The following is a 26,541-nucleotide window of genomic DNA, read 5'->3' on the forward strand; positions in this document are numbered from 1 at the left end:
GGGCGAACTCACCCTGGACCGCGGCGGGCCGGCGACCGTAACCGCCCGAGCGGCTCGGACCACTGGAACGGCTGGGGGCGGGCGAGCCGAAGCGGGCGCCGCTCCTGCCGGATCCGGCGCTGCTGTTGCGCGTGCGGGCGAATCGGTCATTCGTACGTGTGCGGTTCATGCGGAACCTTCCTCGATACGGCGCATATCAAGGAATTCCCGCCGTCGTGCACTGCGCGGAGAATTGCAAGAACGAGCCGAATGAAAATGCGAAGCGATCTGGACGGCCGGAGATCCGGCCGGGTGCAGGCGCGACGGAAGAGGTGAAACCGGCAGGGCGACAGGGTGTGAAACCCGGCGTGCCGGCAGGGGAGGATCCGCGTACGGAGGGACTGCGGATTCCTCGGCGACGTCCCCGGGGCTGTGCGCAGGTGCGAGGGTGCGCAGGTGCGGTGCGGTGCGGGGCGGCGCGAAAATGGGTGCAGCTGGGGCCCGCACCCCGAAGGATGCGGGCCCCAGCTACGAAATGCGTGTCAGCGTCAGGCGGGAACGATGTTCTCGGCCGTCGGGCCCTTCTGGCCCTGCGCGATGTCGAAGCTGACCTTCTGGCCCTCGAGCAGCTCACGGAAGCCCTGGGCGGCAATGTTCGAGTAGTGGGCGAACACGTCAGCGCCGCCACCGTCCTGCTCGATGAAGCCGAAGCCCTTTTCCGCGTTGAACCACTTCACGGTTCCAGTAGCCATGTCATATCTCCTTTGGGGCAGTGCATCGGGATCCACACTGTGTGGATCCCGTGTCGCCGCGATGATTACCCCGTCCGAAAATGACCGGAAAAATAAAAGTACTCCCAGGGCGTAGAAGCCTGCTGGGGGCACTTGTAAGTTTGGGAACCACAACTGCAACTGAGATCGACAGTAGCACGCATCGACGGCAGTTGTACGGTGACAAATTTCGCTTCGCCGACTGCGGGAAAAAGCCTCACGGCGTGGTTCGGCTAATTCTCATCGCGCGGGCACAGATATTGATTGCCGTGCACGACAGCGATCCGAGAGCCCCCTCCCCGGTCACGCCGGCCGCAGCGAGGACAAGGACTTCGTGGCCTTGGTCCGGCCTCGTTCCACTCCGCGCAGTCGTAACGGTGCGTGTACGGGCCTTTCGGGGCAGGTGAGGCAGCTACTCGGATGACGGAAGGCCCGCCAACCGGGCCACGCTTTCGGGCCGGTACGGCATGGCGGCAGGGCGACGGCACGCAGCGACGGGATGCTGATGGCCGGACCAGGCAGGAGAGACCGTGGACGATCCCAGCCTCCGGGGACCCCGAAGCTCGGCATCCATCAGTGCGCGCCGTGATGCTCCCGTCCAGCCCGGAGTCATCGGCATCGCACTCGGCGCCGTGCTGACGGCCATGCTCGCGGAGGGTTCGTGGCAGTGGTTCGCCACGTACATCGGGGTGACGCTCCTGGCGGTGCTCTTCTCCCTCTACCGGCTGCCGACGTGGACGCCCGGCCTGCGATCTGCGTACGTGGGGAATCTGGCGGCGTACGCACTGGTCGTCGGCCTGTGTGCAGCGATCACCCTGGCCCCGATGCTGCAGCGCTGGGCGTGGCTCTTCCCGATGCCGGGAACCCGTGAAAGGTGCCCCGCGCTGGGCAGCTACGAGCGGATCCGCACCGAGGCAGCCCTCGGGAACCTGGCCGGTCGCGACGCCGCCGCCCTGGCGCACGCCCAGGAGGTCCAGAGCCATGTCGCCGTTGCCGACTGTCTGTCCTCCACCACGACCCTGTGGTTGCCGGCCTACGGCGTCGCGGTGGCCGTACTGGTGGCTCTGGGGGCGTGGTCCTTCGATCGGGTTCGGGCGAGGAAGGGGACAGCCGCCCCCCGCCGGCCGTAGACCTCCGGTGCGCGGGCGAGCGCAACAGGGCCGCAGCGAGTGCCTCCAGGCCCGCCCGCCACCCGACGGCCGCCGCCCGCCTCCCGTCGGCCGTCGGCCGGTCGATCTCGCAGCGGTTACAGCCAGCCCTCAGGTACCGCCGGCGTCTCCCGTACCGTCCCCCGCCGCCGGGCCGCCGCCAGCCGGGCGGCCTGCTGCGCGACCGCCAGCAGGTCGGTGGGGGTGCTGCCCGACTCGGGCGGTACGGCCCGCCGTCCCATCGCCTCCACCTGATCGGCGAGCTCCGCCGGGAAGACGTCAGCGGGCGGGAACCAGGACGCGGCCCCGGCCACGTCCACGCGGTGCAGCAGGTCCTCGGCGGCGAAGTGCAGCCGGTAGCCGAGGTACTGCCGGTCGGAGTCGAAGAGCAGGCTGCCGCTGACCTGTCCGCGGCGCTCCCGTGCCCACCACGCCAGCTTGGCCACGGCGCGCGGCAGCATGCGGGCCCGCCCGATCGACGCCGCGTATCCGTCGGCCTCCACACCGCCCTCGGCGTAGCGGCCCGTATCGGTGACGGAGATCGGGCCGGGCTCGGCGCCCGTACGGAACTCCAGCCGCCCGTCCCCACCGTCGTCCGCGACATGGCGGCGGCGCAGATCGAAGTACCGCGCCGTGTTGGCCGCAGCGGTGTCGATGGACCCGGCGACCACGGTCACCCGGGCCGCCGGGTTCCCGGTGAGGGCGGCCTCGGCCGCGGCCAGCGCGTGGTCGCCGCCGCCGGCCACGATCCAGCTGTCGGCGGCCGTCACCGCGAGCCGCCCGTGGACCAGTTCATCGCCGAAGCAGAGTGGTCCGCCGGCGTCCTCGGTGGCGCGCAGGAACGCGGCGAACGCGCGGATCGCGTCGATCGGCTCGCTCACCGGTACGAGCAGCTCCGGGTCGACGCGGTCCAGCCATGCCAGCACGGCCGCCGGACCACCCCTGTCGTCGAGCACCTCGACGAGCGCGGCGGCCGGCCCGCTCGCCACCGGGCCCATCCTGACCAGCTCGGCCAGCAGCACGCCGGCGGCCCGGTCGAAGGAGTACAGGGCGGGGCCGGTACCGGGCACGAGCTGCGCGGGCAGGCCCGGGGCGAGCGTCGGTATGCCGTCCACGTCGACGATCAGCCGATCGGCGGCCCCTTTGCGGTGGATGGCCGCGACCAGACGGCGCTCCTGGTCCACGGCCAGCTCGGCGGCGCCGTCGATCACCGGCCCGGAGACGGCCAGCCGGTCCAGCCACGACCGGACGGCCATGCTCGGTACCCGGCCCCCGGGGGCGGCGTACTCGTACGGGTTCAAGCCGTACGACTCCAGGTGCCGCAGCTGATCGGGGGCGTGGCCGAGCTCGGCGAGGACGCCTCGGTGAAACGGTCCGTTGCGGTCGTCGACCAGCAGGGCGCCCGCTGGACGGGCCAGGGCCGCGGGCCCGCCACCGATCATGATCGACAGAGGCCGACGGCTGTTCTCGGGCAGGAACGTGTCCCCGGGCTCAGTGATCATATGGCCAGATTATGCCGGTGCACCCTCCGGCCACGGCCGAGCCAGGCCGCTCCACTCTCCGCCACTGCAGGGGAGTTGGGCCGGGACGGGGCGGGGTTGGCGATCCCCGACTTGCCGGCCGCCGTCCCCCCTCAACGCCCAAGGGGCCCGATGCGCCACCGAGCCGTTCGCGTTCCGGGACGTCCCAGACGTGTCGGACGTGTCAGACCTGTCAGCCGAAGCGCACCGTCTTGAACTCCGCGACGCGGCGTGCCCCGGGGAGCAGGACGACCCCGGCGTCCTGGCAGTCGATGCTCATGTACAGCGTGGCGGTCCGGTTGGTCGCGTTCCGCGCGGCGCGGGCTCGGCCGGAGCCGCCCATTCTTCCCGTCGCGTCGATGCACGCCCCGTCGGCGGGGTTGCTCAGGACCCCCGCCCGCGTGTGGCCCGCGGCGGTGAACCGGAAGGTGAACGTGCCCCGGGCCGCGTCGGAGGGGTGTGACGCGGCGAGGACCAGGAGGGCCGCGAGGGGGGCGGCGGCGCGGTGCGCGAGGCGCATGAGGTGACCCCGTTCCGTAGGCGGTCCTCAGTTCAGCGCATGATCACTGACGGGCCGGGACGGAACACTCCCGCTCCCTCCAAGAGATGACTCCGCTGGGCCATCCGGCACCGGAGCGCGAGCCCGCCCCCGAGCCCCCGGGTGTGTCGGCCGGCGTGTGGGGCGCGCGGCTCGCCGTACGGTCGCGGCGGCCTGGCCCGCCGGTTCGGGTGGGTTACGGTCCGTTACCTGATGTTCGTGCCACCCGGACGTCCGACCAGCCTCCCCGGAGACCACCGTGTCCCAACTCCCCCGCACCGCTCCCACCCGGCGCCGGCGCCGCGTGTCCGCCGTAGTCCTCGCCTTGCTGGGTGTGCTGCTCGCCCCTGCCGCCCTGCCCTCGGCCGCGGCCTCCCGCTCCCCCGCCGGTCCGGGTGCAGCGGCCGCCGTGACGACGGTGGCGCCGGGCGGCACCGCCGCGCTGACAGGGTACGCGATCCGGTCGACGGCCGAGGTCACCGACTCCGCGGCCGCCGTGTCCACGCCCGGCTATGCGACAGCCGGCTGGCACCGGGCCGGTTCCCGCTCCACCGTGCTCGCCGCCCTCGTCGCCGACGGTACGCACCCGGACCCGTTCTACTCCACCGACCAACAGCGCATCCCGCGCGGTGACTTCACCGTGCCCTGGTGGTACCGCAGCGACTTCACGCTTCCCGGCACCTCGGAGCGCACCTCTCTGGACTTCAGCGGGGTGATGTCCGCGGCGGACGTGTACGTCAATGGCCGGCAGGTCGCCTCCGCGGCCGAGGTGGCCGGTGTGTACACGCGCCACGAGCTCGACGTCACCGCTCTGGTACGGGCCGGCACCAACACGGTCGCCTTCCGGGTCCGGCCCAACGATCCGCGCAAGCACCTCACCCTGGGCTGGCTGGACTGGCTGCAGCCGCCGCCCGACGCCAACATGGGCATCGTCCGTGATGTGCTGGTGCGCCGCCGGGGGCCGGTCTCGCTGCACGACGCACACGTGATGACCCGCCTGGACCTGCCGTCGCAGGCCCCGGCCTCGACCCCGACCACAACCCACGCCCCCGCCGAGCTGACCGTGAAGGCACGGGTCCGGAACGACTCGCAGGAGGCCGCTGCCGTCACCGTCACGGCCACCGTCAACGGCAGCGGTGACAGCGGAAACAGAATCGTGCTGCGTGAGGACGTCACGCTTCGCGCCCGTGAGACCCGGACCCTCATTTTCACCCCGGACCGCTATCCGCAACTGCGCCTGGAGCAGCCCGCGTTGTGGTGGCCGTCCGGGATGGGCCCCCAGAACCTGTACGGACTCGACCTGACGGCGACGGTGGCCGGCCGCGCCTCGGACTCCGTGCACCGGCAGTTCGGCATCCGCGAGGTGAAGGCGCCCCTCAACTCCGCCGGCGCCCGCCAGTACACGATCAACGGCCGCCCCCTCCTGATCCGGGGCGCGGGCTGGTCGGCCGACGAACTGCTGCGCTGGGACACCACCGCCGCCGAGGACCGGATCAGGGCCGCGCTCGACGCGGGCCTGAACACGCTCCGCCTCGAAGGCCACATCGAGCCGGACGAGTTCTTCGACCTCGCCGACCGGCACGGCATCCTCACCCTGCCCGGCTGGGAGTGCTGCAACAAATGGGAGGGGGACGTCAACCCCACCGGTACGGGCGAGAAGTGGGACGCCGCCGACCGTCTCACCGCCCGCGCCTCCATGGCCGCCGAGGCCGCCCGGCTCCGTAGCCATCCCAGCGTCCTGTCCTTCCTCATCGGCAGCGACTTCGCACCCGCCCCGGAGACCGAAGGGGACTACCTCGACGCCCTGCGCGCCGCCGACTGGCCCACCCCCGTGATTCCCGCGGCCTCCGCCGTCACCACGTCCCTCAGCGGCCCGTCGGGCCTGCGGATGACCGGCCCCTACGACTGGGTCCCGCCCTCGTACTGGTACGACAAGCGCGAAGGCGGCGCGACGGGCTTCAACTCCGAGACGAGCGCCGGACCCTCCGTCCCCACCCTCGACACCCTGCGCCGCACCCTCTCGCCGGCCGAACTCGAAACCCTGTGGAAGTCGCCCGCCGCCCCGCAGTACCACCGCTCCCCCTCTCCCACCTTCAACACGCTGAAGCTGTTCAACGACGCCCTCGCCCGCCGCTACGGCGCCCCCCGCGGCCTCGGCGACTACGTGGCCAAGGCGCAGCTCAGCCAGTACGAGAGCGTCCGCGCCCAGTTCGAGGCCTACGCCCGCAACGCCACGGACGCCACCGACCCCTCGACCGGGGTCATCTACTGGATGTTCAACAGCGGCTGGACCTCACTGCACTGGCAGCTCGTCGACCGTTACCTCGACCAGGGCGGCGCCTACTACGGCGCGAAGAAGGCCAACGAGCCCCTGCACATCCAGTACTCCTACGACGACCGGACGGTGGCCGTGGTCAACCGCCGGGCCGCCGCCGTGTCCGGGCTCACCGCGCGGGTCACCCTGTTCAACGCCGACGGGACTCCCCGCTACGACCGCACCGTACGCGGACTGCAGGTCGGCGGCGACGGCGCGCGGACGACCGCGCTGACCGTTCCGGCCGACGTGGACGGTCTGGACTCCACCTACCTCGCCCGGCTGACGCTCACCGACGGCGAGGGGCGCGAGGTCAGCCGCAACGTCTACTGGCTCTCCACCCGCCCCGACGTCCTCGACTACGACGCCACCGACTGGTACCACACCCCCACCACCGGCCATGGCGACCTCACCGGCCTGAACTCCCTCGGCCGCGCGACCGTGACGGCGACCGCGCGCACCACGCACCGCGCCGGCTCGGTCTCCGCCACGACGGTCACCCTCCGCAACACCAGCAGCGGGAACACGCCCGCGCTGCTGACCGAGGTCCGTCTGGTCGACGGCCGGGACGCACCCGTGTTGCCCGTCCGCTGGGACGACAACCAGATCAGCCTCTGGCCCGGTGAGAGCGCCGTCCTGACGGCGGACTACCGGACGGCCGATGTGCAGGGTGGCGCGCCGGGGGTCCGGATCTCGGGCTGGAACACGCCCACGACCCGCGTCACCCCGAGCGGGCCGACGCCCTAGGGAATGCCCCCGGCCATGGGGTGCGTGTACCTCACAGGTCGCGCAGGGCGGGCAGCAGTTCGGCCGTGGCCCAGTCCAGGAACGGCTCCTGCTGGTCGCCACCGATCTGGACGAGGGCGACTTCGGTGAATCCGGCCTCCACGTAGGGGCGCACCGCATCGACGAAGGCGTCCACGTCATCGCCGCACGGGATGGCCTCGGCGACGTCTTCGGGCCGGGTGTGTGCCGCGGCCTGGTCGAAGCCGGCCGGACCGGGGAGTTCGGCGTTGACCTTCCAACCGCCGAGCGCCCAGCGGAACTGGTCGTGCGCGCGGGCCACCGCGGCGTCGCGGTCGGTGTCGTAGCAGACGGGCAGCTGACCGACGCGGGGTTTGCCCGCTCCCCCGTGCGCGTCGAACGCCCGCAGCAACTCGGCCTCGGGCTCCGTGGCGATCACGAGATCGGCGTTCCGGCCCGCAACCTCGCACGAACGGGACCCCGACACCGCGATGCCGATCGCGGGCAGCTCGTCGGGCAGGTCCCACAGCCGGGCGTTCTCGACATCGAAGTGGGTGCCGTGGTGGCTCACGTACTCGCCCGTGAACAGCTGCCGGATGATGTCGACGGCTTCCTCGAGCATCTCCAGGCGTACGTGGGCGGCCGGCCATCCGGCGCCGACGATGTGCTCGTTGAGGTTCTCGCCCGAGCCCAGCCCCAGCCGGAACCTGCCCCCGGACAGGATCTGCATCGTGGCCGCCTTCTGCGCGACGACCGCGGGGTGGTAGCGGAAGGTCGGACAGGTCACGTACGTCATGAGCGGAATGCGGGAGGTGGCCTGGGCGGCCGCGCCCAGGACGCTCCACGCGTAGGGGGCGTGGCCCTGGGATTCGAGCCAGGGAAAGGAGTGGTCGGAGATGACGGAGAAGTCGAATCCCGCGCGCTCCGCCCCGACGACGTGGGAGACGAGCTCCCTCGGTCCGGCCTGCTCGGTCATCATCGTGTACCCGATTTGCACCATATGCAGCGCCTAGCCGCGATGCAGCCTGGTGAAACCTCCCTGGAGGAAAGGCCTCCGGATGGCCCTTGCGCCGACTGCCGCAGGCGCGGGCACCAGCGCGGCCCCGCCCGGACGTCCTGTCCGGGCGGGGCCGCGCTCACCGCGGATGGCGCACTGCGGCGAACAGCGCGCCTATACGAAAGGGCCGCCGAGCCGGCCGGTGGCTCCGTAGTACTTGGAGATCTCGACCCGGTAGTCCGGGTCGGCCAGGTGGTTGTCACGGTGGAATTCCGGGGCCGCCTTGATCTGTTCCTTCGTGCGGTCCACGTGCACCGTGTGCGTCTCCCGGTCGATGCGGGTGACCGTGCCGGCCGGGATCAGGACCTCCTTGCCGAAGATCCAGACTCCCGTGTCCACGACCAGATAGGCGTCCGAGACCTCCGACGAGTGCTTGTCGACCTTGCCGATGCTCCCGTCGGCCGCTTCCACCTTGTATCCGGTGATGTCCTCCCCGGTCGGGTGGACGATTCCGGACCGGTAGGCCCACATGTCGTCGTGCATGATCAACCACTCCTCACATCAGACGTCGTTCCGCGTTCCGCCGGATCTTGTGCTCGGCCGCTCGCCCACCGCCTGCCCCATGACCCGGACCTCATGCGCCGAACGCACGTCATGCCCGGTGATGGCGGCCGGCTCCCGCTCGCGCGGGGGCCAGGGGCGGGGTGTCGAGCCCGGCTCCCCGGTGGAGGCCTTCGATGAAGGCGGCGACGGCCTCGGTGGCGGTGGCCTTCGGCGTCCAGCCCAGCTCGTCGCGGGCCCGCCCGGCGTCGAGCAGCGGCAGTCGCAGGACGGCGTCCAGCAGCCCGGGGGTGGCCGGTACGAGGTGCATGCGCCAGGCCGCGGCCAGGACGGCGCGGGCCGCGCCGGCCGGGAGAGGCACGGTGCGGGAGTGGAGGAGGGCCGCCACGGCGGCCGTGTCCAGTACGGGGTCGGCCACCAGGTTGAAGGGGCCGTGGACGGGGCGTACGACCGCCGCCCGGTAGGCCTCGGCGGCGTCGTCGGTGTGCAGGGCCTGGAAGCGCAGGCCGGTCACCGCGGGCACTGCGGGCAGCAGTCCGGGGCGGATCATGCGCCAGGGCAGGAGCGGCCCGGCGAAGATCCGGCGCTGCTCGCTCGCCGCTCCCTCCTTGAAGAGGAACGCCGGCCGCAACCGGACCACCCGCAGGCCGGGGTGGGCGAGCCGGAATCCGTCGAGGTAGCGCTCCAGGTAGGCCTTCTCGCGCGTGTAGGCGGCGCCGGGCCAGCCGTGGGTGGGCCAGGACTCGTCGACGGGGCGGCCGTCGGCGGGGCCGGGTGAGTAGGCCCCGATCGACGAGGCGTGGACCAGGGCACGTACCCCGGCCCGGGCGCACGCCTCGAAGACCCCGATGCTTCCGAGGACGTTGGTCCGCCAGGTGGTGACGGGGTCGTGGGTCGGCTGGAACTTCCAGGCGAGGTGGACGACGGCGTCCGCGCCCGCAAGGACCTCCGTCAGGTCGGCGCGACCGGGGTCGATGTCCACTTCGGCCCACCGCACCCCCGGGATCCGCAGGTCGGGGCGCCGGCGGGCGACGCCGAGCACGTCGGTGATCGCACGGTCGGCGGCCAGGGCTTTCACCACGCTGGTCCCCGCGTTGCCGGTCGCACCGGTGACCACGACTCTCATCAGGCCCACCCCGCCCTGCGCGACACGCCGCCGGGCCGTGGCGCGCCGTCGGGGCGGGCCTGGCTGCGGCCGGAGGGAGCGGGGCCGGCGGCCGTGGGCGTGAAGGACCGCCGTGCGGCCTCCTCACGCAGCTCCTCCAGGACGGCTGCCTGCTGCCGCGCGCGGGTCAGGAGCCGGTCGACGGCAGCGGGCTCGAGGTGGTGGCGGGGGTCGGCGAGGAGGCCGAGCGACTGCCACAACAACGCCTTGCCCTCCACGCCGATCCGCATGGCTTCGAGTTCGAGGACGTCGCTGAGCGGCGAGCGGCTCACCAGGCGACCGTTGAGTTTGGCCCGGCCCGCCTTCTCGGCCAGACGGGCCACGACGACCCGTGGCCACTGTGCGGGGACGTCGAGGGCGGTCATGATCTCGCGCAGGCTCTCCCGGTCCTCGGCGATCTGCTCGGCGAGTTCGGCCAGGGGCGGCCCGGCCGGTGTACCGCGGTGGGCTCGGGCCATGCGGCGGATGAGGGAGACACCGCCGCTGGCGCCCGCGAGGTGGTCGTTCAGATAGATCTCGAGGAGGCGCTGTGCGTCGGGAGGTGAGGGGGAACCGGATTCCGAGCCGGTGGGGTGGGTGGGGCGATCGTGGCGTGTGAGGCGAGCTTTCATGGCGCTGTTCCGATCGGTGGGACGTTGCGGCTGCCTGCACGCGTTCACAGGCCGTGCGCGCGTCCTCGACCCGTGGTGTTCGCATGGGGCATATGGCTGGCCCTTGGCATCTGACCGGCCTGCCGGCCTTCAAACCAGGGCGGGCAAACCCACAAGGCGAGCGAAGGGGGCCGAAGGTGAATCCCGAGCGTGGCTCCCGAGCGTCGATCCCGAGTGTGGGTCCCCGAGCGCGCGCAGGCGGGCGTAACCGCACGTGGACCGGGTAGGCGCTGGTCTACGGGGTGCGGTTCATGCCGACAGGGGCTGCGACGGGGCTGCACCCCGGCAGCGCCTTCGCCCCGCCGGTTCCTGGTTCTGCAGGACACGAGGTGAAGCGATGTTCGGGCGTGTGATCGCCAGTGGCACCGGAATACCCGAGGCCTTGTGGCTCCCGCTGGTCGGCGTCCTCGTGGTCGGCCTCCTCGTCGGTGCCGGTGGGTGGGGGGCGAGCCGCCGTCGGCGCCCGCAGGGAGAGGAGCCGCCGCCGGGAGGGGCCTCCCCGCCCGCGACCGGCACACCCCGCTCTCCGACCGACCCCGGATCCTTCAGGAGCAACGGCGGTCATGCGGGCCCGCCCGACTTCCCGGGCTACGGAAACCTCGGGAACACCGAGGGGGACCGCGACGACTGACCGGTCCACCTCACCCCACCTCGCCCCTGCGCCCGTTGGTCTCGTCCCGGGCGGGAGGTCCGGGGAGCGTTTGACCGGTGCCGCGCCGGGCACCCGCGTGGCAGAGGCCGATGAGGTCCGAATGGAGGCGAACCGTGTCGAACACCATGCTCATCACCGTGATCGTCATAGCGGCGGTCGTGGTCATCGCACTCTGCGTCGGGCTGTGGACGATGTCCCGCCGGCGCCATCTGCAGAACAGGTTCGGGCCCGAGTACGAGCGCACCGTCGAAGCCGAGGGCGGCCGCATGGCCGCGGAGCGCGAGCTTCGAGCGCGCGAGGCGCGACACGCCGACTTCGAGCTCAAGGAACTGCCGTCGGAGCGACGTCATCAGTACACGGAGGAGTGGGGCCAGGTTCAGGAGCGGTTCGTCGACCGGCCGGAGGGCTCCGTCGGTGAGGCCGACGAGCTGGTCACGCGACTGATGCGCGAGCGCGGGTACCCCACGGAGGGGTTCAACCGGCAGGTGCGTGACCTCTCGGTCGAACACGGACGGACCTTGGAGCACTACCGCGCCGCGCACGACGTCAAGGTGCGCAGCGGTGCGGGGCAGACGACGACGGAGGAACTCCGCGGCGCGATGGTGCACTACCGCGCGCTCTTCGAGGAGTTGCTCAGCGACCAGAGGAGCCGGTGAACATGCAGAACCACGCGGACAGGGAAGGCCCGGCCGTCGGCGGCGAGCTGACGACGGAGGACATCGCGAACCCCGGGACGACGGCTCCCGGAACGGCGGCTCCCGGGCAGGACGCCCGGTGGGACGACGAGCAGCAGGTGCCCACGTATCCGGGTGAGGCAACGGCGGGATCCCCGGACGACCGTTCCGCCACGGAGGATGCGGCGGGCGGATACGAGGGCGGGCAGTCCGCAACGGCGGACGAACCGCTGCTCGGCACCGAGGAGGCGGAGGGCTACCGCAAGTCGTGGAGCGACATCCAGGGCCGGTTCGTCGATGACCCGCAGGACGCGGTCAGGTCGGCGGACGCTCTGGTGGCCGAGGTGATGCAGACGCTCGCCCAGACCTTCTCCTCGCGCAAGCAGGGGCTGGAAGGCCAGTGGGACCAGGGTGAACAGGTCGCCACGGAGGAGCTGAGGCTGGCGCTCCAGCAGTACCGCTCCTTCTTCAACCGGCTGCTCAACACCTGAGGAGTGCTCGTGGCCGGTCCGCAGCCGTGCCCGTGCCCGTGGGTCGTCCACGGGCACGGGCACGGCTGTGTGTGCGGTCGCCGGTGTGTATGCGGTCGCCGGTGTGTATGCGGTCGCCGGTGCCGGGTAGGCGCCGTTGCACAGGCAGGACACGGAGAAGACGTCCCCCGGAGCCTCTGATGACTCCCTCGCACCATCCACCCGAACGGCATCTCGACCTGCTGTCCGACGTCAGCGCCGCCGGTCGAGCCCGCGACGCGACCCACCTGTTTCTGCACAGCGTCGGTGACCAGGGATATCCGGTGCTCCCGGCCGCTGTGGACGCCGCCGTCCTGGTCGTGACCGAGCTCGTCACGAACGCCGTCCGGCACACCGACGGCCCGTGCAGCCTGGACCTCGCCCTGCACGGGGGGCTGCTCGACATCGACGTCACCGACACCAGCTCGGAACCCCCCGTGACACGGCTGCCGCACCTCAACGGCAGCGGTGGCTGGGGCTGGATCCTCGTCCGCCACATCGCCCGTGAGGTCAGGGTCCTGCCCACGTCCACCGGCGGAAAGTGCATCCACGTCTGCATCGCCGTCGCCGGGTGACGAGAGCCGTCGCCCGATGACGCCCCGGCCTTACCGACCCCGGCCTGCGAGCTGCCTGCGAGCTCACCGCGCAGCGCGCGAATGCCCCGTAGGCACACGGGTAGGCGCGCATCAGACCGGTGGGCGGACAGGCAGAGCCCGCCGCAGCCCACACACCACGCACCACCCTTACGGAGGAGAACACCATGGGACACGGCGGTGACGTCATCGCAGAACTGACCACCGACCACCAGGAGGTGGAGGACTTCTTCAAGGACATCCAGGGGCTGCCCTCCGGCGACCCCCGCAGGAAGCACTACGCGGACAAGCTGACCATCGAACTGGTCCGGCACTCCGTGGCCGAGGAGGCGTACCTGTATCCGGCCGTGCGCGAGCACCTGCCCGACGGAGATGCCATCGCGGACAGGGAGTTGGAGGACCACGCGTCGGCAGAACGGATCATGAAGGACCTCGAGGGGTGCAAAGCCGATGACCCTCGGTTCGACGCACTGATCGACAAGCTCAGGACCGAGATCCAGGCCCATGTGGCCGACGAGGAGAACAACCTCTTCCCGCGGCTGCGCGCCACGTGCTCGGCCGAGACGCTCGCCGAACTCGGCGACAAGGTGCGCACCGCCAAGAAGACCGCACCGACCCGCCCGCACCCGTCCGCCCCGGACAAGCCGCCGGCCAACAAGCTCCTCGCGCCCGGGGTCGGCCTGGTGGACCGCCTCCGCGATGCGATGAGCGGCCGCGGCAAGGACTCCTGAGTCGGCCGAGGCGCCTGTGGCCAGGATCAACCACCTGACCGCAGGCGCCTCAGTTCGTGCTGTGCCCGGCGTCCGGCGGCAGGTGGAGGTCCAGAACGCACACGTCGTCCCGCCCGGCGGGGTGCAGGGCCGCCAGGAGCCGGGGCAGGGGGTCGGGGGATCCCCCGCCGAGGGCTCCGGCCGCGGCCTGGGCGAGCCGGTCGAGTCCGCGGTCCATGTTCTCCCCGGGTACTTCGATGAGCCCGTCGGTGTAGAGCAGCAGGTGATCGCCGGGCTCCAGCTCGAGCGTCTCCTCCGTGTACACGGAGTCGAAGGACGCTCCGAGGAGGTTGCCCTCCGGCAGGGGCAGGAAGCGCGCCTCGCCACCGCGAACCAGCAAGGGCGGCAGATGCCCGGCACGCACCCAGGCGAGGCGCCGCTCGGCAGGGCGGTAGCGCGCCATGATCATGGTGGCCGTGCTGGCTGTGCTGGCGGCGGTGGCCGACGGGTCGGCGGCCGTGTGCAGGAGCAGGGTGTTGAGCCGGCTCATGGCATCGGGCAGCGCCGAGCCGGTGACGATCATGCCCTTGGCGGTGAACCGGAGCTGAGCCATGGTTCCGACGGCGTCCAGCCCGTGGCCGGCGACGTCCCCGACGACGAAGAGGGCGCTCTTGTCGGGGAGTTCGATCGCGCTGTACCAGTCGCCACCGACGTTCACTCCGGTGTCCGAGGGCACGTAGGCGATGTCGACGCGCAGACCCACCAGATCGATCGACTGCTCCGGGATCGGCAGCAGGGCGTGCTGGAGGCGTGCGGCGATGGCCCGTTCGGCCTGCAGCACGCCCTGCTGGACGAGGACGGCCCGCTCGATCTCCACCAGGGCGAGCTCGGTGTCCCGCTGGGGGGTGAGGTCCTGGAAGAAGCCGTGCACCTCGACGGGGGCACCGTAGGCGTCCGTCTCGGCTTCGGCCACGATGCGCAGGTGGCGGACCCCGCCCGCCGTGCCGATGCGGAAGGGCTGGTCGATCGGGGTCCCTTCGCGCAGGAGCCGCCGGACGGCGCCGGCGAGCGCCGGCACGTCCTCCGGGACGAGATGCCCCGGCAGCTCTTCCAGCCTCATGGGCCCCCGGTCGGGCGGGCGGTCGAAGATCGCGTACACCTGGTCGGACCAGTTGGCGGTGTCCGTGGCCAGATTCCAGTCGGCCCAGCCGAGGTTGCCCAGGCGCTGCATGGTGTCCAGCCGGCGGATCTCGCGTGCGCTGGTGTCGTGACGGGTCCACGAGACGATCAGCCGACCGGCCAGGCGCGTGGCACGTACGGAGTACACGGACGTCTCACGAACCCCCGCGATCACCTCCCTGTACGAGAACGGCTCGCCCTCGTAGGTGGCCCCGGACTCCAGGACGTCGAGATAGCCCTGCCACACGGGTGTTCCCGCCACGGTCGGGTAGGTCTCCAGGATCCGCCGGCCCACCAGCTCCTTGCCGCGGCGGCCCGCCACATCGACCGAGTCCGGAGCAGCGGCCTCGATGCGGTAGTCCTCCACCTCGCCGTTCGGCGCACGCAGCGGTGCGAGGAGGATCGCCGCCCCGGACAGGGCGTCGAGGATCGTCTGTACGGCGGCCACCTCGGGGTCCGCCGGCCTGGCACTGCGGCGCTCGAAGACCCGCAGGGTTCCGCCGCACAGCCGAACGGCCTCTTGGAGCACGGCCCGGTCGTCGGCGCAGAACGGGGTGGGGAGATTCCGGAAGAACCCGATAGCGGCGGTGGCCGTCTCCTCGCCCGGTACGGGGATCCAGGCACGGACGGGCCAGCGCTGCGGCGGCCCGATGAGGCGGTACATTTCGGCATCCCGCTGCGGATCCTCCAGCCATCGCGGCTCACCGGAACTGATCGCTTCCAGGGCGGCGACGCCGGCCAACGGCGGAACGTACCGCCACTGCGCTGCCAGCATCTCGTCGATGCCGGAATGGCCGATGAGCGCGAGGCGCCCGGCCCCGTCCAGCGTGTAGATCATCACGCCGTCCACCCCGAGGGGACGGCGAAGGACCTCGTGCAGGAACTCTGCGGCGTCGAGCGTGCTCCGGGCGTCGGCCAGCGAAGCGGCCAGGCGGGCCAGGAGTGCACGCGAGCCGGTGTCACCGCCGCCGGTCGGATGGCGGTCCGGGTGGAGGACGGTCCGGCTGCCGCCACCGCCGTCCGCGGCGGGACCGGCTGTCGTCGTGTGGGGTGCCGACGGCTCCGGAGGCGGCGCCGAGGGCGTCGCCCGGATCCCGCCGAGGGTGATCCAGCATTCCTCCGTCAGGGTCCTGCCCCGGAGCCCGGCCCGTTCGGCCAGCGCCTCGTACGCCGCTTCGGCCGATACGCCCTCCCGGGCCATCAGTACGCCCTTGGCCCGCTCCAGTACAGCCGCGCCGGAGGCACGGTGTTCCAGGTCCGCCACCTCGGCCCGGAGCCTGGCCACGACCTTGGCCAGGGCGAGTACCTCGGGCGACGCACCACCGCTCGAGGCCGTGGGATCCGTCTGCACCCTTTGAGCATGGCACGGTCACGGATGCCCGTGCGGAATATCGCATGGGCCGTGGCCTTGGCGATGTCGTGGGCACAGCGGGCTCTCCCCATCGGTCTTCCCGCAGCCTTCCCCTCTGTGTTCTCTTCAGCCTTCTCTTCAGTCCTTGTTCCGGTCCAGCTGCTCGAGCCGGCGAGCGGTCTTCTCCGCTGCGCGTGCGGCCTTGGCATGCGCCTGTTCGGCCTGCCGGTGGAGCTGTTTCGCTTCCCGAGCGGTTCGCCGGGCCTCCTCGGCCCGTTGCTGCAAGGTGGCGAGTTCGTCGCGCAGGTCGGCGGCGTCGGCCTCGGCCCGGTGACGGGCGGATGCCGCCTCGGTGAGACCCTCCTCGGCCCGTCGGAGCGCCACCGATGCGTCCGCAGCCTCCTTCTCGGCAGCCCGCCGGGCCGCCCTGGCCTCATCGTCGGCCGCCGGCCGGGCCGGGACGGCAGCCTTGCGGCGGGGCGCGGGTGCTGCGGGCGGGGGCGCGGGGACAACGGGGGCAGCGGGGGCAGCGGGAGAGGGCGCGACGCCCGGGGCCGGCTCCAGCCCGTCGAACCCCACCCCCGCGGTCGGTGCCTTCGCCAGGTTCCCGGCCGCCCATCGGCGGGCGGCGTCCTCGTCGGCCAGCAAGCCGTGGAAGAGCCCCGCGAGCTCACCCAGCACCGTCTCGCTGAGCCGCTCCCCCGCCCCGGCCGCCAGCTCTCCGGCCTCCCCGGCCAGCGCGCCGATCACCCCGTGCTGCTCGTGCGACAGCGCACGCATCCGCTCGCCGTCGAGCTCCCGGTGCGCGCGGCGCAGCTCGGTGCCGAGGCGCAGCAGTGCCTCGGCCTGGTCCGGATGGGTGCGGGCCAGCAGGTTCGCCGCCCATACCCCCAGGGTCGGCTTGCGCAGTCCGCGGATCGCGGCCACGGCCGCGGTGTCCTTCTCCCGGCGGGCCCGGGCCACGTAGGCGTCGCGGGCCGCGGTGAAGTCCGCCGGCTTCAGCCCGTACAGCTCGAAGATGACCGCATCCACGTCCACGTTCATGCGGGCCAGCCTGCCCCGCGCGACGGCCACGGCCGAGGCCGCCACGTCGCCTCCGGGGATTGTTCATCCCCAGCGTTCCCTTCCCCACGCCCGCCCCGGGCTCTGCCGGGGCGCTCCGTCACGCTCCGTGAGGGCGCGTACGCCGGGGCCCGGCCCAGGAGGACGTGGGGGCGAGCTGCCGATGTATCCTCGCGGGCGTGATCTTCCGGGAAGCGACGGGAACGCCTGAGGGCCCGCCGACGACAGCGCGGTTGCGGGCGGTGCTGAACCGTGCCGCGCGCGTCGTGATCGTCGAGGGCCCGGTCACGTCGCACGACGCGGCCGGATCCGCCGACCTTCCGCGCATCGAGCTGACCGGTGCCGAGATCGCCGGCTTGGCCGACGTACTGGCCCTGGTGGACGGCGGGACCGACAACCGGTGCCGGTGCGACGGCTGGCCGACGATCATGGTTCACGGCTCGAAGGGCGACCTGATCGCCTGCTGGACGCTGCACCACCAGTCCGTCCTCCGAGGGGCCGGGGATGGCGACGCCGACCTGTGTGACGGTCCGGCCCTCACCGAATGGCTGGCGGAGCGCGGCCTGACCGGGTCGCGGGAGGTTCAGGCCGAGCTGAGGTTCCAGGAGACCGAGGCCGAGTGCCGCCGGATGCGCTGGGTGCAGGCTGCACCGGCCGGGCTGGGCGACGTGGCTGCGGACGTGGCTCGCCCGCCGGGTGACGACTACGAAGCCTGGTCCGATCGACTGCAGGACGCCGAAGCCCGGCTCGACGCTCTCACGCGGCAGCGCCATCCCGACGCGATCGAGCGGATTCGGGCGCTGCTGGCATGGGCCGGGATGCCCTCCAGGGAGTCCACCAGCGGCATGATGTGGTACGACGCGGCCGTTCAACGCCAGCTCCTGGCGGAGGCTCCTGACCTCGTTCTCGCCGCGATGGCCGCGCGGCCTGCGAGCCCGGGGCAACTCGACGGCCTGGCCGAACTGTTCGGCTCCCTCGAATGGACCCGAGCACACGGCATGCAACTGCCCGAGCCGCTGAGGTCCATGGTGCGCGGGCACATCCAGGCGGGCGGTACCGAGCCCATGAGGTTCCGGATGCGCCACGGCTACTACGGTGGCGAACAGGTCCCGCCTCGGTAGCTCGGGGTTCAGCCGCTCGGTTCGCTCTCGCCGGAGCCCGGTGCCGTGGTCGTCGGCAGGTAGCCGGACCGGACGCGCAGCTCCCACCCGTGTACGTGGCCGGCGAGGGTGACGAGGGCGAGGACACCCATCGGCAGGAGCGAGCGCGGGGAGGCATCGGGGCGCCGGCTCTCGCGGTACTCGACGAGCCGGGACACGAGGGCGGCTTCGAAGGCGGCCCGGTCGTCGTCGAGGAGCACACGAAGGAGGCGCTGGTCCGGCGTCAGGGGGCCGGCCGCGTCCAGCTCGCGGGCCGCGTCTGCGCGCTCATCGGCGTTCGGCTTGCACAGCGGGACTTCGGGCCATTCGTGCGGCCGGTGCGCCGGAGGCCGGGACAGATAGCCGCACAGTGCGTCCATCGCGGCGAGGTCCGCGGGGCCGGACGTCGAGGTCAGATCCGAATACGGCACCCCGTCGCGGATCGCGGGCGCGTAGTCCTCCGCGAGGAGGGGACCGACCATCTGTCGCCGATCCCGGATCAGGCCGCTGACCACGCACGCTTCGAAGGCGCCGATCCATGTCGCGGCCGTGGGGGCCTGCTTGACGAGGCGTTTGAACACGAGGGTCTCGCTGCTGAGGGACTCGTCTATGAGGGAGAAGGTGATCTCCTGGTCGCCGTCGGGAAAACAGCCGGCGCTGAGCAGTCCCATGGAACACTCGGCCGCGGTCAGCAGCGCCGCACGCATCGACTCGTCGGGCCCGGGGTTCTCCGCGGCGCGCGCGGCGGCGTGGTCGAGGAGCTCGTCGTACATGTCCCACAGCCTCTCCTGTGACATGTACCCGTAGCGCATGTCGTGCCAGCGGCCGAAGGTCCGGCTTCTGATGGCTTCGAGCGCGTGGCTCATGGACCCACTGCTGACCTCGTGGCACGCCACTTCCTGCACGATCCGATCCCCTCGTGATCACTTCTGGCCGACACTGCACGCTACCAGCGGGCACTGACATGCCCCGGAGGACGACGGGTCCGGCCGGGCACGGGCCCCGGGGATACCGGCGGGATGTTTCCGGTCGTCATGAACCGGCGCACGGACGTCAGTCCAGACGACCTGCGCGGTCAGTGCTCCGGTGCCGCCTTGGCGGGAGCACGACGAATCCGCCCTGCTCGCCCGGTACGGCGAAGCCCGTCGAGTTCGGCGCTCAGCCGAACCGCCGCGTCGGCGATCCGGGCTCGTCACTGGTCATCGTGCCCTGTCGCTCCCGAGTCGGGTGGGGTGGCCGGGGCTTGACGCCCCCTCACCTCATAAGTATATCTTCATGCAGTCGCTGCACTCCAGTGCAGTAACTGCACCGACGTGAGTTTTCTGTTGCGCAGGTCACATGTCCGTACCTGTCACAGGAGCCGGGTCGTCGGTGTCTTGAGGCCGAACCCCTTGAAGCGGAGGACACACGATGAACGAGAACACCGATGTGGTCGTTATCGGCGGCGGGTACGCCGGGGTCATGGCGGCCAATCGCCTGACGCAGCGCGGCGACGTGACGGTGACATTGATCAACCCGCGCCGGAGCTTCGTGCACCGGATCCGCCTGCACCAGCTGGTGGGCGGGACGAACGAGGCGGTCGTCGACTACCGGGAGGTTCTGGGCGAGGGTGTCCGGCTGGTGGTCGACACCGTGACCCGGATCGACGCGGCCGGGCGCGGCGTGGAGCTGGCGTCGGGCGGCAGAGTCGGCTACGACTACCTGGTCTACGCGGTGGGCAGTGGCAGCGCCGATCCGCGTGTGCCCGGAGCAGCCGAATTCGCCTACCCGATCGCCGATATCGAGGAGGCGCAGCGGCTGCGGCCGGTCCTGGACGCCGCGCCTGCGACGGCCGCGGTGACGGTGGTCGGCGCCGGTCCGACCGGTATCGAGACCGCGGCCGAACTGGCGGAGGCGGGCCGCGCGGTGACCCTGGTGTGCGGCGGGGTGCTCGGCCCGTACCTGCACCCCCGGGGCCGACGCTCGGTCGCCAGGCGCCTGGCCAGGCTCGGGGTGAGCGTGCTCGACGGCCCCGACACGAAGGTGACGGCCGTGACCGGAGATGCCGTCCGGCTCAGCGGCGGCCGCGAGCTGCCGAGCGAGGTGACCATCTGGACGGCTGGTTTCGGGGTGCCGGATCTGGCCGTGCGCAGCGGGCTGAGCACCGACGCGCTGGGCCGTCTGCGCACGGACGAGACGCTGACCAGCGTGGACGACGTACGCATCGTGGCCGCCGGTGACTCGGCGGTCCCGTCGGACCTGCCGCTGCGGATGAGCTGCCAGGCCGCCATGCCGATGGGCGCGCGGGCCGCCGACACGGTGCTCAGCCGTATCGCAGGTGAGCGGCCCGAGACCCTCAACCAGTCGTTCGCCGCCCAGTGCATCAGCCTGGGCCGGAGCGACGGCATCTTCCAGTTCGCCAACCGGTCCGACGTTGCGGTGTGGTTCAACGTCGACGGCCGCCTGGGCGCAAAGCTCAAGGAGGTCGTGTGCACGGGCGTCATCAAGCACATGGCCGACGAAGCGCACCAGCCCGGCGGGTACCGCCTGCACCGCGTCTCAGGAGGGGCCAAGCGCCAGCAGCTGGTGCAGGCCAAGCAGGGACAGACTCCGGCCCCTGCCGATCAGGTCGCCTAGGGCGTTTCCTTCGGATCACCGTGCAGACCAGATGAAAACGGCGGCGAGGTGGAGTGCTGCAAGGCAGACGGTGGCGGTCTTGTCGTATCTGGTGGCCAGGCCCCGCCACTGCTTGAGCTTGTTGATGCAGCGCTCGACGGTGTTCCGCTGCTTGTAGGTCTCGCGGTCGAAGGCCGGTGGCCTGCCACCACGGCGGCCGAGGCGCTTTCGGTTGGCGGCCTGGCCTGCGGGCTGCGGGATCACTGCTCGCACCCCGCGTCGACGCAGGTGGGAACGGATCGCGCGGGACGAGTACGCCTGGTCGGCGAGGACCACGTCCGGCCTCGTCCTCGGCCTGCCGACCGGTCTGGGCACCCGTAAGCGGGCCATGCCTGGGCGCCCACTTCCGCAGCCGGTTATGGGCGCCCTTCCACGACCCGAAATGCCCGGGCAGGTCCATCCACGGCGTCCCGGTCCGGTACCTGAACGCAATCGCGTCGATCACCTGCCGGTGATCCCGCCACCGCCCATCCCGCTTCGGCGCCCGGTCCGGCAACAACGGCTCAATCCGCGCCCACTGCTCCTCAGTCAACGACACACATCAACCAACGATCTGATGATCTGAAGGCAACGGCCTATTCCTGCGGTGCCAGGGAGCGCAGGACGCAGAACTCGTTGCCCTCGGGGTGGGCCATGACCACCCCGCTCCGGTCCGGGCCCTGGCCCACGTCCGTCCTGGTGGCGCCGAGGTCGAGCAGCCTGGTCACCTCGTCCTCGGTGCCGGCGTCGATCGGGCTGACGTCGAGGTGGAGCCGGTTCTTCACAGCTTTGCCCTCCGGCACCTGGACGAACACCAGGGTGGTCGGCATCTGACGGGCCCGGACCTCTTCGACGGTCGGCACCCGGGAGCCGATCTCGACGCTGTCCTCGCTCCGGTCGATCACCTTGAAATCGAAGACCTCGCACCAGAAGGCGGCGAGCCGCTCCGGGTCGTGGCAGTCGACACTCAACTCGGTGAACCTGCTTGCTTCTCCCAGAGAGTACGAACGGGGCTCAGCGTAGGCCGCCCGTCCGACGGATCCGAGATCTTTTTGACCAGGGACATCAGACGGGTTTGTCCGGCGGAAACCGCCTAGCGCAACGAGCGTGCCCGTGCCGGGTGGGGACTACGAAGAACGGCGGGTCAGCCTTCAAAAACACGCACTACGCACGCGCGCCGCCCGAACCCGAACACGACCCCCACCGGGTTCCACCGCCGTCGCGCCGACCGCCCGCTCCGCTACTGCGCGTTGCGGAAGTCGTAGTAGTTCTTGCCCGCGACGAGGACCGAGGTGAAGGAGACGGGCAGGCCGTGCGGGCCGCGGGGGACTTCCTGGGAGGTCTGGCGGGTGAAGCCCAGGGAGACGCCCGGGACCACGATGTTCTCCGGGTCCTCGGCGTCCACGGCGCAGCCGCGCTCGGTCAGCTCCGCGAGGATCGTGTCGGCCGGGTCCCTGAAGACGTCGTGCCCGTCCAGGAGGACGCGCGTGGCGCTCCGGCGGCCCTCGCCGGGCCACCACAGTTCCACGGCCGTCACATGGTCATCCGCATCGAGGAAGACTGTGTAGCCGACCCCGTCGACGTCGCCCATCAGCCGGCGCGCGCGCCGGGAGGTGGGGCCGACGACCCGGGACTCGCCCCAGGGCTGCAGCGCGGCCAGGGCCTCTTCGTACGTACTACCGAGGTGCACGGGCCCGGCGGCGGTCGGCGGTGCCAGGAACAGATCCATATTGCTTCTCCGATTGTCTACTTGAGCACTTCGTAGTCTATTGTCCAGTCCCGCTTCTCGAGCATCTTCTGGAACTTCTTGTTCACCTTGAGGCTCTCGACCATGTCCGCGATGTGCGTGTCGTACTTGTCGCCGTACAACTCCCGGATCTCGTCGATGTCCATCTTCATCGCGAGGTCCCACCGGCCGGCGTCGATCAGCGCACGCTGGTCGGCCCGCCACTTGATGGACTCCGCACTCGATCCGGTGCTCGTCACCCCGCGGTGGTCGTCGTACTCCATCCGGATCGCCGGGCCCATGCCGGCGCCGCCGCCGTCCTTGTTGGTCTTGAAGCCGGGCTCGTCCAGGTGCGCGTACGCGTTCTTCGCCGGGATGTGGTTGACCTCCATGTTGGTCTCCGTGCGCCGCGTACCGTCCGCGTTCTTGAGGTTCGCCGGGCTGAGGCCGCTGTACCAGCCGCCGTGCTCCGTGCAGCCCTTGGCGATGAGACCCTCGGGGTCCGACCAGCGGTAGGGATTGAGCACGAACGCGACGGGGTTCGCGGCCGCGCCCAGGCCCAGCGGGTCGGGACTGGCGTAGCGGGCCGTCTGCGGGTCGTAGTGCCGGTGGAGGTTGTAGTACAGGCCCGTTTCGGCGTCGTCGTACTGTCCTGGCATACGCAGCGGCGTGTAGGCGGCCGCGTTGCGGTTCCAGGTCGTCGCGCCCCACACCGTGGCCCGGGCGTGCCAGGCGATCCTGCCGTCCTCGTCCACCAGCTCGCTCGGCGCGCCCGCCAGGTCGGTGATGATCGCGAAGAACCTTGCGTCGATGTCCTGATCGGCCGCCCCCTCCACGGGCGGCGCGCTCTCCGGCGCGCGCAGTCGCCGTTCCCACTGCGCCAGCGGCCGGTACCCGTCGTACTCCCACGTGGTGACCGTGGAGTGCGCGGTGTCGACCTGCTCGGCGAGACGGGTGCCGTCCCAGGCGAAGTACACCGAGTGCACGGCGGTGCGGTCGTCCTGCGCCATGCGGTGCTTGGCGGTCCGGCGGCCCAGCGGGTCGTAGTCGTAGCGCCACAGGACCCCGTCCGGCGTCCGGCAGGAGGTCATGCGGTTCTCCGCGTCCCAGGTGTACCGCCACACCTCCTTACGGCCCGACAGGGTCGTGCGGTGCCGCGCCACGGTGCGCCCCGCCGCGTCGTACTCGCAGCGGATGCCCCCCGCGCCGATCAGCCGCGTCCCCCGGTACGTGCGCTCGCCGCGCCCTTCGGCGCGGTGCGCGCGGTCCGGCCAGTCGGCCGCGGTCTGGTTGCCGGCCAGGTCGTACGCGTAGGACTCCTGCCAGTCCGCCGCGGTGACCCGGAGCGGGCGGCCGACGGGGTCCATCTCGAAGTCGACCGTCGCACCGCCGAGTTCGTCGGTGAGCCGGTCCAGGTGGCCGTCCGCGCGGTAGCCGTAGGAGTGGGACCGCAGCGTCCGGTCGCCCGCGGTCACCTTGCGGGTGGCGAGCCGGCCCGCGGTGTCCCAGGTGGAACCGATGACCAGCGGGCGCTCCTCCCTCCCGATGGTGCGCGTCAGCTCCCGGCCCCGGCCGTCCCGGTCGAAGCCGATGCGGTGGCTGCCCACCAGGAGCGCGCCGCGCCGGCCCGCCGCGTCGTAGGAGGCCCGGGAGACGGTCCCGCCCGGCGTGGTGCGTGCGACGACCCGGCCCGTGACGTCGTAGGTGTAGCGCATGGTGCGCCCGTTCACCGTCTCCGCGACGATCCGGCCGAGCAGATCGCGTTCGAGGGTGACGGAGCAGACGGCGGCCCCGGTGGCCGACGCGGATGCCGATGCCGATGCCGAAGTCGAGAGGGCGGATACGAGCTGTCCCGCCGTGTCGTACCCGAAGCGGGTCGATACGTCGCCCACCTGCTTGCGAGTGACGCGGCCGCAGGCGTCGTACTCGCTGGTGAGCACGTCACCGGTCGGGGTCGTGACGGAGACCATCCGACCCGCGGCGTCATAGGCGTACTCGAGGCCGCGGCCGTCGAAGTCGCTCTCCCGCGTCAGGTTGCCGGCCGCGTCGTAGGTGTAGTCCCAGGTGAGACCCTGCGGATTGCGCACCTGGACCAGACGCAGCTCGGTGTCGTGCCGGAACTCGTAGCGGGCGCCGTCGGCACCGGTGCGCGCGGTCAGCAGGTCGAACGGGCCGTACTCGAAGCGGGTCGTGTCGCCCGCCGCGTCCGTGCGCGAGGTGCAGTTGCCCTCGGCGTCCCATGTCCAGCTCTCCGTACCGCCGTCGGGCGCGGTCGTACGCAGCGCCCACCCCTCCGGGCTCCATTCGGTACGGGTCACCGCGCCCTGGGGGTCGGTACCTTCGAGAGGGCGGCCGAAGGGGTCCCGTACGACCGAGAAGGTGTTGCCGAGCGCGTCGGTCAGCGAGAGGGCGAGGCCGGCGGCGTCGCGCGTGAGCCGTTCGACCGCGCCGGCCGGGTCGGTACGGCTGATCAGCGCCCCGTTCTCGTCGTGGCGGAAGCGGGCCACGGAGCCGTCGGGGGCCACGACGGCCGTCCGGTTGCCGCGTTCGTCGTACTCCTGGCGCCAGGTGGCCCCGTCGGGTCCGGTCAGCTCAACGAGCAGGTTCAGGTCGTCGTACCGGGCGGTGGACCGGGTGCCGTCGGGAAAGTGCAGGACGGTGAGGTTGTCGTGGTCGTCGTACGTGAAGCGGGCGGTGTGCCCCAGCGGGTCGGTCCGCGCCAGCAGGTTGTCGTAGCCGTCCCACTGCCGCAGCACGCTGTTCCCGAGCGGGTCGGTCTCGGCGACGACCTGGCCGAGGGCGTTGATGTGGTGGGTGGTCACGGCACCGGTGGAGTCCGTGAACCGGGTGATGCGCAGGTCCGGGTGGCGCGGGTCGGTCGTGTACGAGAACCGGGACGAGAGCATGCCGTCCGGCCCGGTGGTGCGTATGACGCGGCCAGCGGCGTCGTAGGTGTAGGAGTACGTCGCGCCGTGGCGGTCGGTCCAGGAGGTGATACGGCCCGCCGCGTCGTAGACGAAGACCAGCGGGGCGCTGTCGGCGTGGGACACCGTCCGGAGGTTTCCGGCGTCGTCGTAGCCGAAGGCGTGGAGTGTCCGCGGTCCGTCGGGTGTGTGCAGAGCGTGTGACGTCAGGCGTCCCGCGGAGTCGGTGGCGAACTCGACCTGGTATCCGCCGTCGTGGGTGGCGGAGCGGGGGCGGCCGTCCGCCTCCCGGTGGAAGTGCACGGCGTTGCCGTTGCGGTCCGTGAGGGAGGTCAGCCAGTGGCAGGCGCTGCCGTGGTACGGGTTGCCGGTGAACGAGCGCGTGAAGCCGGAGTGCCCGTCGGAGATCGCGTACGTCACGTCGCCGAACTCGGTGCGCTCGACGAGGCGCAGCGCGAGCCGGGAGCAGGCCGCGGGGAGGACCTCGTCGCGCTCGTCGCGCGGCAGGCGCGGGTAGAACAGCAGCGAGCCGTCCTCGCGGGCCCAGACGCTCCCGCCCATGCCGTCCACGTCGATGTCGAGGCGCTCGTCGAGGGTGGAGGCCCAGCCGGGGCCGTAGCTGCGGCCGTAGTCGTACCCGGAGATGTGGGTGCGGCGCAAGATCAGCGGCAGTACGCCGGGGAGGGCGAGGTCGGTGTGCGCGAGCACCATCTGACCACTGGCCACGTCGACCGGATCGGTGGCGCAGCGGCGCCCGTTGAGGGGGACGCCGTTCCCGCGCGGATCGTCCTTGACATCGCGTGTGGAGCAGGGGTCCCGGGCGGGAGGCCGGCCGCTGCTGTCGCCGCCGGCGCCGCCCTTGCCGTTGCCCTTTGCACCCGCGTCGCCGTCGCCGGAGCCTTTGCGTTTCAGGCGGTTGAAGTCGTCGTGGAGGGCCTGGTCGTTCTTCTTGTGGTCGGTGGAGATCTGTTTGACGGCCTTGGGGAGCGTGGTGCCGACGTG

General features: G+C 71.6%; 21 protein-coding genes and 2 pseudogenes. 8 read left to right on the forward strand and 15 right to left on the reverse strand.

Annotation, left to right across the window (positions count from 1 at the left end):
- Nucleotides 1–527 precede the first annotated feature (527 nt).
- The gene (locus ACGFZK_RS36980) at nt 528–731 is read right to left on the reverse strand and encodes a cold-shock protein (protein WP_004986771.1); all 204 of its coding nucleotides are present in this window, start codon (nt 729–731) and stop codon (nt 528–530) included.
- A gap of 548 nt (nt 732–1,279) precedes the next feature.
- Here ACGFZK_RS36980 and ACGFZK_RS36985 point away from each other — a divergent pair.
- Complete coding sequence (locus ACGFZK_RS36985; protein ID WP_393853221.1) at nt 1,280–1,879, forward strand: hypothetical protein; 600 nt, start codon at nt 1,280–1,282, stop codon at nt 1,877–1,879.
- A gap of 116 nt (nt 1,880–1,995) precedes the next feature.
- Here the strand turns inward: ACGFZK_RS36985 and ACGFZK_RS36990 are convergent, their stop codons facing one another.
- On the reverse strand, nt 1,996–3,399 hold the full coding sequence (locus tag ACGFZK_RS36990; RefSeq protein ID WP_393853222.1) for a hypothetical protein: 1,404 nt from the start codon (nt 3,397–3,399) through the stop codon (nt 1,996–1,998).
- A gap of 211 nt (nt 3,400–3,610) precedes the next feature.
- Nucleotides 3,611–3,937, reverse strand: a complete 327-nt coding sequence (locus ACGFZK_RS36995) for a hypothetical protein (RefSeq protein ID WP_393853223.1) — start codon at nt 3,935–3,937, stop codon at nt 3,611–3,613.
- 277 nt (nt 3,938–4,214) lie between these two features.
- On the opposite strand from ACGFZK_RS36995, the gene ACGFZK_RS37000 reads away from it, so the two are divergent.
- On the forward strand, nt 4,215–7,016 hold the full coding sequence (locus ACGFZK_RS37000) for a sugar-binding domain-containing protein (RefSeq protein ID WP_393853224.1): 2,802 nt from the start codon (nt 4,215–4,217) through the stop codon (nt 7,014–7,016).
- Nucleotides 7,017–7,047: 31 nt separating this feature from the next.
- Here the strand turns inward: ACGFZK_RS37000 and ACGFZK_RS37005 are convergent, their stop codons facing one another.
- From ACGFZK_RS37005 to ACGFZK_RS37020, 4 genes are all read right to left on the reverse strand, one after another.
- Nucleotides 7,048–8,013 carry an LLM class F420-dependent oxidoreductase gene (locus tag ACGFZK_RS37005; protein ID WP_393853225.1) on the reverse strand — a complete coding sequence of 322 codons (966 nt, stop codon included), beginning with the start codon at nt 8,011–8,013 and terminating at the stop codon, nt 7,048–7,050.
- A 171-nt stretch (nt 8,014–8,184) separates the two neighbouring features.
- On the reverse strand, nt 8,185–8,553 hold the full coding sequence (locus ACGFZK_RS37010) for a PRC-barrel domain-containing protein (protein ID WP_393853226.1): 369 nt from the start codon (nt 8,551–8,553) through the stop codon (nt 8,185–8,187).
- Between the two features lie 109 nt (nt 8,554–8,662).
- Complete coding sequence (locus tag ACGFZK_RS37015; protein ID WP_393853227.1) at nt 8,663–9,697, reverse strand: NAD-dependent epimerase/dehydratase family protein; 1,035 nt, start codon at nt 9,695–9,697, stop codon at nt 8,663–8,665.
- Nucleotides 9,697–10,347 (reverse strand): hypothetical protein, encoded by a 651-nt coding sequence (locus tag ACGFZK_RS37020; protein WP_393853228.1) that lies wholly within the window; start codon nt 10,345–10,347, stop codon nt 9,697–9,699. The genes ACGFZK_RS37015 and ACGFZK_RS37020 overlap by 1 nt, the downstream gene beginning before the upstream one ends.
- 804 nt (nt 10,348–11,151) lie before the next feature.
- Here ACGFZK_RS37020 and ACGFZK_RS37025 point away from each other — a divergent pair.
- From ACGFZK_RS37025 to ACGFZK_RS37040, 4 genes are all read left to right on the forward strand, one after another.
- Nucleotides 11,152–11,694, forward strand: a complete 543-nt coding sequence (locus ACGFZK_RS37025) for a hypothetical protein (RefSeq protein WP_393853229.1) — start codon at nt 11,152–11,154, stop codon at nt 11,692–11,694.
- Nucleotides 11,695–11,696: 2 nt separating this feature from the next.
- Nucleotides 11,697–12,203, forward strand: a complete 507-nt coding sequence (locus ACGFZK_RS37030; RefSeq protein ID WP_393853230.1) for a hypothetical protein — start codon at nt 11,697–11,699, stop codon at nt 12,201–12,203.
- A gap of 179 nt (nt 12,204–12,382) precedes the next feature.
- Nucleotides 12,383–12,796, forward strand: a complete 414-nt coding sequence (locus tag ACGFZK_RS37035; protein WP_393853231.1) for an ATP-binding protein — start codon at nt 12,383–12,385, stop codon at nt 12,794–12,796.
- Nucleotides 12,797–12,981: 185 nt separating this feature from the next.
- Nucleotides 12,982–13,545 carry a hemerythrin domain-containing protein gene (locus ACGFZK_RS37040; RefSeq protein ID WP_393853232.1) on the forward strand — a complete coding sequence of 188 codons (564 nt, stop codon included), beginning with the start codon at nt 12,982–12,984 and terminating at the stop codon, nt 13,543–13,545.
- A gap of 49 nt (nt 13,546–13,594) precedes the next feature.
- On the opposite strand, the gene ACGFZK_RS37045 is transcribed toward ACGFZK_RS37040, so the two are convergent.
- Nucleotides 13,595–16,054, reverse strand: a complete 2,460-nt coding sequence (locus ACGFZK_RS37045) for a SpoIIE family protein phosphatase (RefSeq protein ID WP_393853233.1) — start codon at nt 16,052–16,054, stop codon at nt 13,595–13,597.
- 138 nt (nt 16,055–16,192) lie between these two features.
- Nucleotides 16,193–17,098 (reverse strand): hypothetical protein, encoded by a 906-nt coding sequence (locus tag ACGFZK_RS37050; protein WP_393853234.1) that lies wholly within the window; start codon nt 17,096–17,098, stop codon nt 16,193–16,195.
- A 197-nt stretch (nt 17,099–17,295) separates the two neighbouring features.
- On the opposite strand from ACGFZK_RS37050, the gene ACGFZK_RS37055 reads away from it, so the two are divergent.
- Nucleotides 17,296–18,237, forward strand: coding sequence for a hypothetical protein (locus ACGFZK_RS37055; protein ID WP_393853235.1), 942 nt, complete (start codon nt 17,296–17,298; stop codon nt 18,235–18,237).
- An 8-nt stretch (nt 18,238–18,245) separates the two neighbouring features.
- On the opposite strand, the gene ACGFZK_RS37060 is transcribed toward ACGFZK_RS37055, so the two are convergent.
- Nucleotides 18,246–19,160, reverse strand: coding sequence for an immunity 49 family protein (locus ACGFZK_RS37060; protein ID WP_393853236.1), 915 nt, complete (start codon nt 19,158–19,160; stop codon nt 18,246–18,248).
- A 505-nt stretch (nt 19,161–19,665) separates the two neighbouring features.
- Here ACGFZK_RS37060 and ACGFZK_RS37065 point away from each other — a divergent pair.
- Nucleotides 19,666–20,871, forward strand: coding sequence for an NAD(P)/FAD-dependent oxidoreductase (locus ACGFZK_RS37065; RefSeq protein WP_393853237.1), 1,206 nt, complete (start codon nt 19,666–19,668; stop codon nt 20,869–20,871).
- Between the two features lie 15 nt (nt 20,872–20,886).
- Here the strand turns inward: ACGFZK_RS37065 and ACGFZK_RS37070 are convergent.
- From ACGFZK_RS37070 to ACGFZK_RS37090, 5 genes and pseudogenes are all read right to left on the reverse strand, one after another.
- A pseudogene (locus ACGFZK_RS37070) lies at nt 20,887–21,246 on the reverse strand (transposase); the annotation flags it as partial.
- A gap of 61 nt (nt 21,247–21,307) precedes the next feature.
- Nucleotides 21,308–21,448 (reverse strand): annotated as a pseudogene (locus tag ACGFZK_RS37075) (transposase); the annotation flags it as partial.
- A 37-nt stretch (nt 21,449–21,485) separates the two neighbouring features.
- A complete protein-coding gene (locus tag ACGFZK_RS37080; RefSeq protein ID WP_393853240.1) occupies nt 21,486–21,887 on the reverse strand; it encodes a VOC family protein in 402 nt (133 codons plus the stop codon).
- Between the two features lie 242 nt (nt 21,888–22,129).
- The gene (locus ACGFZK_RS37085; RefSeq protein WP_393853238.1) at nt 22,130–22,618 is read right to left on the reverse strand and encodes a hypothetical protein; all 489 of its coding nucleotides are present in this window, start codon (nt 22,616–22,618) and stop codon (nt 22,130–22,132) included.
- A 17-nt stretch (nt 22,619–22,635) separates the two neighbouring features.
- Nucleotides 22,636–26,541, reverse strand: a 3,906-nt coding sequence (locus tag ACGFZK_RS37090) for a DUF6531 domain-containing protein (RefSeq protein WP_393853239.1), incomplete at its 5' end; no start/stop codon positions are given.

This window comes from Streptomyces sp. NPDC048257 (assembly GCF_043201855.1).
In the GTDB taxonomy this organism is placed as follows: Bacteria; Actinomycetota; Actinomycetes; order Streptomycetales; family Streptomycetaceae; genus Streptomyces.

Excerpts from the sequence above, each read along its gene's own strand:
- ACGFZK_RS36980 (WP_004986771.1), bottom strand. The coding sequence starts at position 731 with ATGGCTACTGGAACCGTGAAGTGGTTCAACGCGGAAAAGGGCTTCGGC.
- ACGFZK_RS36990 (WP_393853222.1), bottom strand. The coding sequence starts at position 3,399 with ATGATCACTGAGCCCGGGGACACGTTCCTGCCCGAGAACAGCCGTCGG.
- ACGFZK_RS36995 (WP_393853223.1), bottom strand. The coding sequence starts at position 3,937 with ATGCGCCTCGCGCACCGCGCCGCCGCCCCCCTCGCGGCCCTCCTGGTC.
- ACGFZK_RS37005 (WP_393853225.1), bottom strand. The coding sequence starts at position 8,013 with ATGGTGCAAATCGGGTACACGATGATGACCGAGCAGGCCGGACCGAGG.
- ACGFZK_RS37010 (WP_393853226.1), bottom strand. The coding sequence starts at position 8,553 with ATGCACGACGACATGTGGGCCTACCGGTCCGGAATCGTCCACCCGACC.
- ACGFZK_RS37015 (WP_393853227.1), bottom strand. The coding sequence starts at position 9,697 with ATGAGAGTCGTGGTCACCGGTGCGACCGGCAACGCGGGGACCAGCGTG.
- ACGFZK_RS37020 (WP_393853228.1), bottom strand. The coding sequence starts at position 10,347 with ATGAAAGCTCGCCTCACACGCCACGATCGCCCCACCCACCCCACCGGC.
- ACGFZK_RS37030 (WP_393853230.1), top strand. The coding sequence starts at position 11,697 with ATGCAGAACCACGCGGACAGGGAAGGCCCGGCCGTCGGCGGCGAGCTG.
- ACGFZK_RS37035 (WP_393853231.1), top strand. The coding sequence starts at position 12,383 with ATGACTCCCTCGCACCATCCACCCGAACGGCATCTCGACCTGCTGTCC.
- ACGFZK_RS37040 (WP_393853232.1), top strand. The coding sequence starts at position 12,982 with ATGGGACACGGCGGTGACGTCATCGCAGAACTGACCACCGACCACCAG.
- ACGFZK_RS37050 (WP_393853234.1), bottom strand. The coding sequence starts at position 17,098 with ATGAACGTGGACGTGGATGCGGTCATCTTCGAGCTGTACGGGCTGAAG.
- ACGFZK_RS37065 (WP_393853237.1), top strand. The coding sequence starts at position 19,666 with ATGAACGAGAACACCGATGTGGTCGTTATCGGCGGCGGGTACGCCGGG.
- ACGFZK_RS37085 (WP_393853238.1), bottom strand. The coding sequence starts at position 22,618 with ATGGATCTGTTCCTGGCACCGCCGACCGCCGCCGGGCCCGTGCACCTC.